Annotated in this window: 10 protein-coding genes; 4 read left to right on the forward strand and 6 right to left on the reverse strand. The window is 72.6% G+C overall.

Annotation, left to right across the window (positions count from 1 at the left end):
* Position 1: 1 nt before the first annotated feature.
* Positions 2 to 1,885 (forward strand): fumarate reductase/succinate dehydrogenase flavoprotein subunit, encoded by a 1,884-nt coding sequence (locus ACZ3IJ_RS07870; RefSeq protein WP_467466780.1) that lies wholly within the window; start codon positions 2 to 4, stop codon positions 1,883 to 1,885.
* The gene (locus ACZ3IJ_RS07875; RefSeq protein WP_467466781.1) at positions 1,882 to 2,652 is read left to right on the forward strand and encodes a succinate dehydrogenase/fumarate reductase iron-sulfur subunit; all 771 of its coding nucleotides are present in this window, start codon (positions 1,882 to 1,884) and stop codon (positions 2,650 to 2,652) included. Before ACZ3IJ_RS07870 ends, ACZ3IJ_RS07875 begins: the two co-directional genes overlap by 4 nt.
* A 252-nt stretch (positions 2,653 to 2,904) precedes the next feature.
* On the opposite strand, the gene ACZ3IJ_RS07880 is transcribed toward ACZ3IJ_RS07875, so the two are convergent.
* The gene (locus tag ACZ3IJ_RS07880) at positions 2,905 to 3,924 is read right to left on the reverse strand and encodes a glycoside hydrolase family 18 protein (RefSeq protein ID WP_467466782.1); all 1,020 of its coding nucleotides are present in this window, start codon (positions 3,922 to 3,924) and stop codon (positions 2,905 to 2,907) included.
* A gap of 127 nt (positions 3,925 to 4,051) precedes the next feature.
* Between ACZ3IJ_RS07880 and ACZ3IJ_RS07885 the strand changes: the two genes are divergently transcribed.
* A complete protein-coding gene (locus ACZ3IJ_RS07885; RefSeq protein WP_467466783.1) occupies positions 4,052 to 6,169 on the forward strand; it encodes a TPM domain-containing protein in 2,118 nt (705 codons plus the stop codon).
* 80 nt (positions 6,170 to 6,249) lie between these two features.
* Entirely contained in the window at positions 6,250 to 6,957 is a 708-nt protein-coding gene (locus ACZ3IJ_RS07890; RefSeq protein WP_467466784.1) for a PspA/IM30 family protein, read from the forward strand.
* A 38-nt stretch (positions 6,958 to 6,995) separates the two neighbouring features.
* On the opposite strand, the gene ACZ3IJ_RS07895 is transcribed toward ACZ3IJ_RS07890, so the two are convergent.
* The 5 genes from ACZ3IJ_RS07895 to ACZ3IJ_RS07915 form a co-directional block, all read right to left on the reverse strand.
* Positions 6,996 to 9,584 (reverse strand): SpoIIE family protein phosphatase, encoded by a 2,589-nt coding sequence (locus tag ACZ3IJ_RS07895; protein ID WP_467466785.1) that lies wholly within the window; start codon positions 9,582 to 9,584, stop codon positions 6,996 to 6,998.
* 147 nt (positions 9,585 to 9,731) lie between these two features.
* Positions 9,732 to 10,151 (reverse strand): ATP-binding protein, encoded by a 420-nt coding sequence (locus tag ACZ3IJ_RS07900; protein ID WP_391798667.1) that lies wholly within the window; start codon positions 10,149 to 10,151, stop codon positions 9,732 to 9,734.
* Positions 10,152 to 10,292: 141 nt separating this feature from the next.
* Positions 10,293 to 10,736 (reverse strand): (deoxy)nucleoside triphosphate pyrophosphohydrolase, encoded by a 444-nt coding sequence (locus tag ACZ3IJ_RS07905; protein WP_467466786.1) that lies wholly within the window; start codon positions 10,734 to 10,736, stop codon positions 10,293 to 10,295.
* A gap of 24 nt (positions 10,737 to 10,760) precedes the next feature.
* A complete protein-coding gene (locus ACZ3IJ_RS07910) occupies positions 10,761 to 10,940 on the reverse strand; it encodes an SPOR domain-containing protein (protein ID WP_352192255.1) in 180 nt (59 codons plus the stop codon).
* A 581-nt stretch (positions 10,941 to 11,521) separates the two neighbouring features.
* Positions 11,522 to 12,274 (reverse strand): GntR family transcriptional regulator, encoded by a 753-nt coding sequence (locus ACZ3IJ_RS07915; protein ID WP_391798669.1) that lies wholly within the window; start codon positions 12,272 to 12,274, stop codon positions 11,522 to 11,524.
* Positions 12,275 to 12,418: the final 144 nt, after the last annotated feature.

Raw genomic sequence — 12,418 nt, forward strand, 5'->3', positions numbered from 1 at the left:
CATGGCGCAAGTCGAGCGGCAGCAGTGGGACGTGGTGGTGGTCGGCGCGGGCGGCGCCGGACTGCGCGCCGCGATCGAGGCGCGCGAGCGGGGCGCGCGGACGGCGGTGATCTGCAAGTCCCTGTTCGGCAAGGCCCATACGGTGATGGCCGAGGGCGGCATCGCCGCCTCCATGGCCAACGCCAACCCGCACGACACCTGGCAGGTCCACTTCCGCGACACCATGCGCGGCGGGAAGTTCCTCAACCAGTGGCGGATGGCGGAGCTCCACGCGCGGGAGGCGCCCGAGCGGGTGTGGGAACTGGAGGCCTGGGGCGCCCTCTTCGACCGCACGCCGGACGGCCGGATCTCCCAGCGCAACTTCGGCGGCCACGAGTACCCGCGCCTCGCGCACGTCGGCGACCGGACGGGGCTCGAGCTGATCCGTACGCTCCAGCAGAAGACGGTCGCCCTCCAGCAGGAGGACTTCCGGGAGAGCGGGGAGTACGAGTCCCGGCTGAAGGTCTTCCAGGAGTGCACGGTCACGCGCGTCCTGCGGGACGGGTCGGGTCGGGTCGCGGGGGTCTTCTGCTACGAACGGGAGACCGGCCGCTTCTTCGTCCTGGAGGCGCCGGCCGTCGTCCTGGCGACCGGCGGGATCGGCAAGTCCTTCAAGGTCACGTCGAACTCCTGGGAGTACACCGGCGACGGGCACGCCCTGGCGCTGCTCGCGGGCGCGCCGCTGGTGAACATGGAGTTCGTGCAGTTCCATCCGACCGGGATGGTCTGGCCGCCGTCGGTGAAGGGGATTCTGGTCACCGAGTCGGTGCGCGGCGACGGCGGGGTGCTGCGCAACTCCGACGGCAAGCGGTTCATGTTCGACTACGTCCCCGACGTCTTCAAGGAGAAGTACGCGCAGACGGAGGCGGAGGGCGACCGCTGGTACGAGGACCCGGACAACAACCGGCGCCCGCCCGAGCTGCTGCCGCGCGACGAGGTGGCGCGGGCCATCAACGCCGAGGTGAAGGCGGGGCGCGGCTCGCCGCACGGCGGTGTCTTCCTCGACGTGTCGACCCGGATGCCGGCCGAGGTGATCAAGCGACGGCTGCCCTCGATGTACCACCAGTTCAAGGAGCTGGCGGACGTCGACATCACGGCGGAGGCGATGGAGGTCGGGCCGACCTGCCATTACGTGATGGGCGGGGTCGCCGTCGAGTCCGACACCGCGGCGACCGTGGGCGTGCCGGGGCTCTTCGCGGCGGGCGAGGTCGCGGGCGGGATGCATGGCTCGAACCGGCTCGGCGGGAACTCGCTCTCGGACCTGCTGGTCTTCGGGCGGCGGGCGGGGTGGCACGCCGCGGAGCACGCGGCCGCCGCCTCCCGTGAGGGCGTTTCCGAAGCCGGGGTCGCGGAGGCGGCAGCGGAGGCGCTGGCGCCGTTCGGGGCGGCGGAGGAGCCGTCGGCGGAGAACCCGTACACCCTCCACCAGGAGCTCCAGCAGACGATGAACGACCTCGTCGGCATCATCCGACGGGAGGGCGAGATGGCCGAGGCCCTGGAGCGGATCGCCGCGCTGCGCGATCGGGCCCGGCGCGCCGGGGTCGAGGGACACCGGCAGTTCAACCCGGGCTGGCACCTGGCGCTCGACCTGCGGAACATGCTGCTCGTGAGCGAGTGCGTGGCCCGGGCCGCGCTGGAGCGGACCGAGAGCCGGGGCGGGCACACCCGGGAGGACTACCCGTCGATGGATCGGGCGTGGCGTCCGGTGAACCTGCTGTGTCATCCGGCGGAGGAGGGCGTCGCCCTCGAGCGCACCCGTACGGAACCCATTCGTCCGGACCTCCTCGCGCTGTTCGAGAAGGAGGAGCTGGTCAAGTACCTGGCCGAGGAGGAGCTGTACGAGTGAGTACCTATGACGCGCACTTCCGGGTGTGGCGGGGCGACACCGACGGCGGGGACCTGAGGGACTTCACGGTCGAGGTGAACGACGGCGAGGTGGTCCTCGACATCATCCACCGGCTGCAGTCCACACAAGCCCCGGATCTGGCCGTGCGCTGGAACTGCAAGGCGGGCAAGTGCGGTTCGTGCTCGGCCGAGATCAACGGGCGGCCCCGGCTGATGTGCATGACCCGGATGTCGACCTTCGACCGCACGGAGACCCTCACGATCACGCCCCTGCGGGCCTTCCCGGTCGTACGCGACCTGGTGACGGACGTGTCCTTCAACTACGCGAAGGCGCGGGAGATCCCGGCGTTCGTGCCGCCGGAGGGGGTGGCTCCGGGCGAGTACCGGATGCGGCAGATGGACGTGGAGCGCTCGCAGGAGTTCCGTAAGTGCATCGAGTGCTTCCTGTGCCAGGACACCTGCCATGTGGTCCGGGACCACGAGGAGAACAAGGGGGCGTTCGCCGGGCCGCGCTTCCTGATGCGGGTCGCGGAGCTGGACATGCACCCGCTGGACGCGGCGGCGGAGGCCGGTCTCGACCGGCGGCGGACGGCGCAGGACGAGCACGGGCTCGGGTACTGCAACATCACCAAGTGCTGTACGGAGGTGTGTCCGGAGGACATCAAGATCACGGACAACGCCCTGATCCCGCTGAAGGAGCGGGCCGTGGACCGCAAGTACGACCCGCTGGTGTGGCTGGGCAACAAGATCCGGCGGCGGGAGGGCTAGGGCGTGTTGCGAAAGTAGCGCCGTCCGCCCGAAGGGCGGGCCCCGCGGCGTCTGGTGCGTGCGATCGCAAGGCGGAGGGTCGTCCTCGTACCGGGTGTACTCGGACGATCCCGACAACGCAGCGAGCGTGCGTGCCAGGCGTCGCGGGGCAGGCGGGACTTTCGCAACACGCCCTAGGGCCTGATCCGAACGACGGGCCCTGGGGCAGTCCCGCCCGCGCACCGCGCCGGCGCCGGTATGCCGCGCGGGCGGTCAGTGCCAGCCCTCGCGGTAGGCCGTCCAGTCCTCCTCCTTCGCGGCGAAGTCGACGTAGAGCGCGACTCCGAACCGTTCGCGGTCGCGGTCCGTGCGCCCGAGGCCCAGCCGGGTGCCGCGGATCGCGGCCGCCACGGTCTCCGCCGAGTCGTGGTGGCCGAGGTCGTCCTCGTGGAAGAAGGGCAGGCCCATGAGCAGGTCGGTGTCCTTCGGCGTGACCTCCAGGGCGAGGCTCGTCTGCTGGGCGACGTACCCGCCGTAGAGGCTCTCCAGCGGCATCCACGTGTCGTACGACATGACGGCTATCTGGTCGACCCTGCGCGCGACCTGCCCGAAGAACTCCTGCGACCACCACTTCTCACTGCCGCTGACCGCGCCGTTCACCGAGTGCAGGGCGGGCAGCGGGTCGATCTGGTGGGCGGCGACGGAGAGCGGGACCTTGCGGGCCCGGGTCAGCTCGCCGAGGTCGTCGAGGAGGGACAGGTAGTGCGCGTCGTCCGAGAGCAGCGGCTCCAGGTCGAAGTGGACCCCGTCGAAGCCGGCGTCGAGGATCTGCCGGGCGGATCCCACCACGGCCGTCCGTGAGGCCGTGTCCTCCAGACGGAGCCCCTCGGGCCCCTCGGTGGCCAGGATGTCGCCGAGCCAGGCGTGCACGCGTATGCCGGGCATCGTGCGGTGGACGCTCTGGATCAGCCACGCCGCCTGGGGATAGCGGGCGGCGGGCAGGGTGCCGTCGTGCTCCAGCGGCCCGGCGTGGACGTACAGGTCACGTATGCCGGTCCCCTTGACACGGGCCGCGAACTCGGCGAGGTCGGCGTCCTTCTTCCGGCCGTCCACCCAGGCGTGGCCCAGCCAGATCGCGTCCTTGCCGCGGGTCTTCGTCCCGTCCTGGAGGTCGCCCGCGTAGTTGACGCGCAGGGCGACGGCGCTGCCGGCGAGGGGCAGGACCAGAAGAAGGACGAGACCGAGGGCGATCCATCGCCCCCGCCTCCACCAGCCGCGTACGCGTCCGTTCACCCGAGCCCCCCGAGATCGTCGATGTCGTGATCACCACCCTAGGAGCGGCTACTGACAGTGACGCTCGGGGCCGAGGATGCGGTTCCGCCCGGTCGCGAGCGAACAGACCGGGACATAACCTCCCCATGTGACGCGAACAGTCAGCCGAGCTCTCCTCGCGGTGCTGGTGGCGGCGTGGTGGCTGACCGTGCCCGCCGTTCACGGCGCCCGCGCCGACGACCCCGTCGTGCTGTCCCGCGAGGGGCAGATCACGGACACGGTGGACGCGCTCGGCGACCGTCGCGGCGCGGTCGTCCGGGCCCTGGACCAGCTCTACGACGACCGGCGCGTCCAGCTCTTCGTCGTGTACGTACGGGACTTCTCCGGTCGCCCGGCCCAGAGCTGGGCCGACGCCACGGCCGAGCGCAACGGCCTGGGCGTCGACGACCTCCTGCTCGCGGTGGCCACACACGACCGGCAGTACGGCTACTCGGCCGACCCGGCCTCCCTCTTCACCCAGGCGCAGCTCGACGACGTCGCCCGGACCGCGATCGAGCCGCCCCTCCGGCAGAACGACTGGGCGGGGGCGGCGATCGGCGCGGCGAACGGCTACGACGCGGTCCTCTCCGGGCAGCCGGTGATCACCCCCACGATCACCCCGGGCGTCGCCGATCCGGGCGGCACGGTGGACGACGGCACCTCCGGGTCGGACCTCGTCCTGCCCGTCGTCCTCGTCGGCGGAGCCGGGGTCGTCGCCGCGTACGCCTGGAGCAAGCGCCGCCGGCGGCCCGGAGCGGGCGCCGGTAGGGGAGCCGGTACCGGCGCGGGCGGAGGCCCGCCGGGCGGACAGGGCTGGGGTGCTCCGAAGGAACCCGCGCCGCCCACGCTCGCCGAGCTGGACGGACAGGCCCGGCAGGCGCTGGTCGCCACGGACGACGCCGTCCGGACCAGCACGGAGGAACTCGGCTTCGCGACCGCCCAGTTCGGCGAGGAGGCGGTCGAGCCCTTCACCGAGGCCATGGCGTTCGCGAAGGAGGAGCTGACGGCCGCGTTCCGGCTCCGCCAGAAGCTCGACGACGCCTTCCCCGAGGACGACGCGACCCGCCGCTCGATGCTCGACGAGATCGTCCGGCGCTGCGCCGACGCGAACGCGCGCCTGGACGCCCGGTCCGAGGACTTCGACCGGCTTCGGGCCCTGGAGCGCAACGCCCCCGAGGCGCTGGCCGCCGTCGAGGCCGCGTTCCGCGAGCAGTCGGGGCGGGTCGGCACGGCGCAGGCGGCGCTGACCGCGATGCGGGAACGGTACGCCGAGTCCGCGGCCTCCCCCGTGGCGAGCGACGTCGAACAGGCCAAGGACCGGCTGGTGTTCGCGACGACACACGTGGAGCGCGCTCGGCAGGCCGTCGAGGCGGGCGACCTCGGCGTCGCGGCCGTCCACATCCGGGCGGCCGAGGGCGCGGTCGACCAGGCGGCCCGGCTGAGCGAGGCCGTCGACCGGCGCGCCAAGGAGCTGGCGGAGGCCGTGGGCAAGCTGACGACCGCCCTCTCGGAGACCGAGGCCGACCTCGCCGACGCCCGCGGACTGCTCCAGGGCACGGCCGAGGGGGTCTCCACCGCCGACCTCCAGGGCCGTATCGCCCGCGCGGAGGCGGTCGTCGCCGATGTCCGGCGGACGGTGGACGCGGGCCGCCACGATCCGTTGGACGCACTGCGGCGCATCGAGGAGGCCGACGCGGCGCTCGACGAGGCGCTGGCGGGGGCGCGGGAGCGCGAGTCGGGCGCGCGGCGCGCCCGCGCGCTCCTCGACCAGACGATGCTGACGGCCCGTTCCGCCATCGGGGCGGCGGCCGACTACATCACCACCCATCGCGCGGCCGTGGGCAGCGAGGCCCGCACGCGTCTGGCCGAAGCACAGCGCCGGCTGGGGAAGGCGGCGGCCCTGGCGGAGGCCGACGACCCGCAGGCGGGCCTGGGCGAGGCCCAGCAGGCGGACGCGCTGGCCCGGCGGGCGCAGGACCTCGCCGAGCAGGACGTCCGGACGTATGGGAACCCGAACGGGCTGGGCGGTGTAACAGGGGTGGGAGGTGGCGGCGGCGGGCTCGGCGGAGCGGTGCTCGGCGGCATCATCCTCGGCGGGCTGTTCGGCGGAGGAAGGGGAGGCGGAGGTCATGGCGGGGGATTCGGCGGGGGCGGGTTCGGCGGCGGACCCGGGCGGTTCGGCGGCGGGGGGACCCGCGGCCGGCTGGGCGGCGGCGGCCGCTTCTGACACTTCACGGCTCATCGCGCTCTTGGCGCGCACCGTGCACTTCGTGCTCACCCTGCTCATCGCGCTCAAGGAGAAGGACCATGACGAAGCAGACCATCCTCGGTCGCGTCACCCAGCTGGCGAAGGCCAACATCAACGCGCTGCTGGACCAGGCGGAGGACCCACAGAAGATGCTGGACCAGCTGATCCGCGACTACAGCAACAACATCACGGAGGCGGAGGAGGCGGTCGCGGCGACGATCGGCAACCTGCGGCTGATGGAGCAGGACCACCAGGAGGACAAGGCCGCGGCGAAGGAGTGGGGCGAGAAGGCGCTGGCCGCGAGCAGAAAGGGCGACGAGCTGCGGGCGGGCGGGCAGACGGCGGAGGCGGACCGCTTCGACAACCTGGCGAAGGTCGCGCTGGGGCGCCAGCTCCAGTCGGAGAAGGAGGCGAAGACGGCCGAGCCCACGATCGCGGCCCAGACCGAGGTCGTGGAGAAGCTCAAGCCCGGCCTGGACCAGATGAAGGCCAAGTTGGGCGAGTTGCAGGCGAAGCGCGACGAGCTGGTCGCCCGGGCCACCTCCGCGCAGGCGCAGAACCGGATGATGGACGCCGTGAAGAACATCGACGTGCTGGACCCGACGAGCGAGCTGAGCCGGTTCGAGGACAAGGTGCGGCGGGAGGAGGCGAAGGCGATGGGCAAGCAGGAGCTGGCCGCCTCCTCGCTGGACGCCCAGTTCGAGCAGCTGGACACGCTCGGCGACAGCGCGGAGATCGAGGCGCGGCTCGCGGCGCTGAAGCGGTAGCGCCCACCCCGCGCGCAGGCGGGGTGGTGCGGCGCCGGTCAGAACATGCTCAGGAGCTGCTCCACCGTAGGCTCCGCGGCCCCCTCGCCGTCCGGCAGAGGCAGTTCGAACCAGACGGTCTTGCCGCGGGGGGTGCGGCGCGAGCCCCAGGCGGCGCTGAGCAGCCCGACCAGCTGCAGTCCGCGCCCGCCCTCGTCGGTGTCACGGGCCCGGCGTCGCCGGGGCTGCACCAGCCCGGAGTCCCAGACCTCGCAGACGAGGGTCCGGTCACGGAGCAGCCGGAGCCGGATCTCACCCTCGCCGTACCGCAGGGCGTTGGTGACCAGTTCGCTGACCAGGAGTTCGACGGTGTCCACGAGCGGCTCGAGGTCCCAGGCGGTGAGCTGGGCACGCGCCAGTTCGCGGGCCCGGCCGACCGAGCGGGGCTCGCGGGGCAGCCGCCAGTCCCCGACGGCGTCGGCCGGCAGTCCCTGGATACGGGCCATCAGGAGGGCGATGTCGTCCTCGCCGTGCTCGGTGTCGAGGGTGGACAGCACCCGGTCGCAGACGTCCTCGAGAGGCAGGGCCGCGTCCGTGAGCGCGCTGCGGAAGGCGCTGAGCCCCTCGTCGAGAGGATGGTCGCGGGACTCGACGAGCCCGTCGGTGTAGAGGGCCAGCAGGGCGCCCTCGGGCAGTTCGACCTCCACCTCCTCGAAGGGCTCTCCGCCGACGCCGAGCGGCATCCCCGGCGGCACGTCGAGGAGCAGGGCCTTCTCCCCCGGTTCGACGAGGACCGGCGGAAGGTGGCCGGCGTTGGCGAAGGTGCAGCGCCGGGTGACGGGGTCGTAGACGGCGTAGACGCAGGTGGCGAGGTAGACCTCGGAAAGCTCCGGCCCACGGGGCTTGTGGGCGCGGGCGTTCTGCTGGGCTCCCACGGGTGCGCCGAGGCCGCGGGCGATCTCGTCGAGGTGGGAGAGCACCTCCGCGGGTTCCAGGTCGAGCTGGGCCAGGGTGCGGACGGCGGTGCGCAGTTCGCCCATGGCGACGGCGGCGCGCAGGCCTCGGCCCATGACGTCCCCGATGACCAGGGCGGTGCGATGGCCGGGCAGTTCGATGACGTCGAACCAGTCGCCGCCGACCTCGGTGGCCGTGGTGCCGGGGAGATAGCGGCAGGCGATGTCCAGACCGGCGGCCTCGGGGTCACCGGGCGGGAGCAGGCTGCGCTGGAGGATCAGGGCCCGCTCGTGCTCGCGGCGGTAGAGGCGGGCGTTGTCGATGCAGACCGCCGCGCGGGCGGCCAGTTCGACGGCGAGGGCCCGGTCCCGCTCCCCGAAGGGCTCGCTGCCCTTGGTCCGGGAGAACTGGACGAGACCGACGACGGTGTCGTGGGCGACCATCGGCACGACGAGGGTCGAGTGGACGAGACCGCCCTCGGCGCCGGGGACGGTTCTGACCTGTCCGGTCCGGAGGGCACCGGCGCAGGGCGAGTTGAACGGGTAGCGGTGGACGGAGCCGACCTCGACGGGGCCGGTGCCGCAACAGCCGCCGTCGGCGTCGGTGCCGGTCGTTCCGTCGGGGTTGCGGAGCGGGGTGTCGGACACCGCGCTCGCGAAGGCGACCCGGCGCAGCTCGGCGCTGCCCGCGCCGTAGCCGACGTCGTGGGAGCTCCCCCACCGTCCGGGCGGAGCCTCGTCCCCGGTCAGCAGACCCTGGTAGAGGTCGACGGAGGCGAGGTCGCAGAAGCCGGGGACGGACACGTCGAGCAGCTCCCGGGCGGTGGCCTCCAGATCCAGGGAGTTGCCGATGCGGGCGCCGGCCTCGTTGAGGAGGGCGAGGTTGCGGCGGGCGCTGGCCGCCTCGCGGGCCGCGCTGTGGCGGCGGGTCACGTCGATGCCCAGTCCGGCGACGCCGACGGGCCGGCCGGAGCCGCTGTGCACGCGGTAGAGGTTGATCGACCAGTGGCGCCGGTCGGTGGAGCCGGGAGGGGCACCGACGATCTGCAGATCGGTGACGGACTCACCGGTCTCCAGGACGCTCTGGAGCGCGGCCGTCATCCGGTCGGCCTCGGGCCGGGAGAGATAGTCGTGGACGGTGCGGCCCCGGTGGTCGTCCGCCGAGCCGCCGAAGACGGTGGCGAAGCGCTGGTTGGCGCGCTTCACGGTGAGGTCGGTACCGAAGAGCAGAAAACCAAAAGGGGATTGGCCGAAAATCGCCTGCGAAGCGGCGAGGTCGGTCTCGATGTGCCGCAGCGCCCGTACGTCGACGACGATGCAGAGCGCGGCCTGTTCCCCGGTCGTGGTCCGGCTCGGCATGACATACATCTCGGCGATGCCGTCGCGACTCGCGCCGCGGTCCTGGCCCGGGATCCGGAAGGGGACGAGGCCCGTCCACTCACGGCCGTCGAGGATCTCGGCGACCCTGCGCCGCCCGCGTTCACGCAGGTCGGCAGGCATGAAGGCCTCGACCGGATCCTTGCCCATGGCCTCTTCGGCAGGCACGCCGAAGAGGTCGACGGCCCGGCGACTCCACTGATCGACGAGCCCGTCGGGCCCTATCGAGAAGGAGGCGACCCTGATGTAGTCATAGATCGAGCCGGGCGGGCTGCTCTGCCACACGAAGCCGCTCGCCGTCTCAGGTATCTCGCTCACGCGACCGTCCCCTCCAGCTCACCGCACCGGACCGGCCATGCCCGCAGTATTCAGCACTACGGCCCCCGACGGCACGACGTTCACGATCACAGGGTGGTCTCGTTCATTTCCGGCCGAGCCCTCGGTGATCGTTGTCCCAACCCTCTCTTAACCCGGCAGGGCCAGCTCGAACCACACTGTCTTGCCCGTTCTGTCTTGACGGGTCCCCCAGCTCCGAGCGGAACCGGCCACGAGCTGGAGACCGCGACCCCCCTCGTCGTCGGGCCCGGCGGGGCGTTCGGTGGGCGGATCCGGAAGCGGATCGGAGACCTCCACGAGAAGGGCGGGGCGGTGGGCGTCGCCGTCCGGCTCCGGATGGAGGTGGACGAGGCGGACACCGATGGGGCCGGAGGCGTAGCGGAGGGAGTTGGTCACCAGCTCGCTCACCAGGAGGACCGTCAGGTCACCCACCGTCGAGTCGATCCGCCAGGTCCGAAGCGTGTCGCGCACCGCGTGGCGGGCGGTGCGCACGGCATTGGCCTCAGCCGGGAAGTTCCACTCGACGCAGTCGCCATCGGTGTCGATCACTCCCGATCACTTCCCCAACCCATCACCAGAAGGAAGGCCCACGTCCTATTTCGGGGGGTTAATCAGCACATACCCGAATTGAGGGCGCGGTATCGCGGGAGTGGGCCAAGGGGAGCACCGTGGCACGAACGGGTCAAGGCCTCAGCCGCGCGCTCCGTCGGCGGCGACGGGCGGCAGACGCAGCCCGGCCTCGGCGACGGCGGGCCGGTCCTGGTCGAGCCAGTCGACGGAGTCCAGCTCATGACGGGCCAGCCAGCGCAGTTCGTCGTGGTCCTCCAGCGGGCGGGGCTCACCCGAGAGCAGACGGGCGGTCCACACCCGGAGGACGTAGCCGGGCTTCAGCGGCCACTCGCCCGGGATGCGCTCACCGGGCTCCGCCTCGACGCCGAGTTCCTCGCGCAACTCGCGGACCAGCGCGGCTTCGGCGCTTTCGCCCGGCTCCACCTTGCCGCCGGGGAGCTCCCAACGCCCCGCCAGCTCGGCGGGGGCACTGCGGCGCGCGGCCAGCAGACGCCCCCTGTCGTACACGGCGCCGGCGACCACGACCACGTGGTCGGCCACGTGGTCGGAGTGGGGTTCTGTCATGGGCCGGAGCGTATCCCGCGGAGGTCAGACCGCGGGTTGCCCGATCCGCTCCACCCAGTAGAGCTGCTTGTGCCCCCGGTCATCGAGGCTGTCGGCGACCTTCTGCGCCTCGTCCCTCGTCGCGTACCGCCCGACCCGATAGCGGTTCCCGTTGTCGTCCTGCCGTATCACCAGCCAGGGCAGGACAGGGCCACTGTCGGTCATCGACCATCTCCCTCCGCCGGTCCGGTCGTCTCTAAGGATCTCCCTGAAATGGCAATCCGCATATGCCTGACCTTACGCCTGACCTTTACACAGCGGATACGAGATTTCACAAAGAGGTACGGATCCGGCCGGGAATTGACGAAGGGCGGCCGAAGATCAGACCCGGGAACGGGAGGGGGGCGCGGGGCAGCGCGGCGCCGACCGACTCCGGCGGGCGCGGGCGCCGGGAGCCGGGAGCCCGGGGCCGGGGGCCGGGGGCCGGGCGCGGGCGCCGGGAGCCCGGGGCCGGGGGCCGGGCGCGGGAGCCGGGAGCCCGGGGCCGGGGGCCGGGAGCCCGGGGCTGGGGGCCGGGCGCCGGGGGCGCGGGCGCCGGGAGCCCGGGGCCGGGGGCCGGGCGCGGGCGCCGGGAGCCGGGGGCCGGGAGGACTCGGCGTCGCCGCGCCTCTCAGGCCCGGCCCGGCCGGCGAGGCGCCTCCGTCCGGCGGGGGCGCCGGGTCGGCTCCAACGCGGGGGCAGCCGACCGGGGCCCACGGCGCACTCAGGCGCAAGGGACAACCCTGACGACGGCAGGCGCGGTTCCTTCAGCGCACCGGGAGGTGGTAGGCGATGCGGTAGCGGTCGGCCGGGACGACGACCTCGGCGGTCTCCACCGCACGGCCCGATGCGTAGTACGTCCGCTCGACGACCATCACCACATGGCCCGGGACGCCACCGAGGGCCAGGAGCTCCTCCGCGAGGCCCGGGCGGGCGCCGACCTCCTCCACCACGTTGTCGACGACGACGTCGATCGCCGCCATGCGCTCCACGACTCCGCAGCCGCCGAGCGGCCCCTCCTCGGGCAGCATCACGGGCGTCCGCCCCGTGACCGCGAGCGGCTCCCAGGAGGTGGAGAGCATCATCGGCTCGCCCCCGTCCCGGTAGACGTACCGTGTGCGCATCACCCGCTCCCCCGGCTCGATGCCGAGCCGCTCCGCCACGACGGCGCTCGCGTGCTCCTGCTCGCTGCTCGACTCCCAGGTGCCGCGCGCCCCGTCCGCCGCCTGCTCCTGCCGGAAGGGGTTGGCGCCGGACGGCGGCCGGTACCCGGAGCGGGCGATCCTGCGCGGCACCGGCCGCTCCCGCACATACGTCCCCGAGCCCGAGCGGCCCTCGACGAGCCCCTCGGCCATCAGCACCTTGCGGGCTTCCAGGGCCACGGTGTCCGAGACCCCGTACTCCTCGCGAATGCGCGCCTGCGAGGGGAGTCGGGTATGCGGCGGAAGCGAGCCGTTGGCGATCTTCTCTCGAAGATCGCTCGCCACGCGAAGATAGGCGGGCTGCTCACCGAACGTCACTGGACACTCCCCTCAGGTTGACGGACAGCTACAGCCTGACAACCCTCGGTGGCCACCCGCAAGCATGGGCCAGAGTTTCACCCGAAGTGATGACTTGCCTTTACGCCTGCGCTTACCGCAGGTATGGACGCCGATTCCCCGCGG

The organism is Streptomyces sp. NPDC013317 (assembly GCF_055563155.1).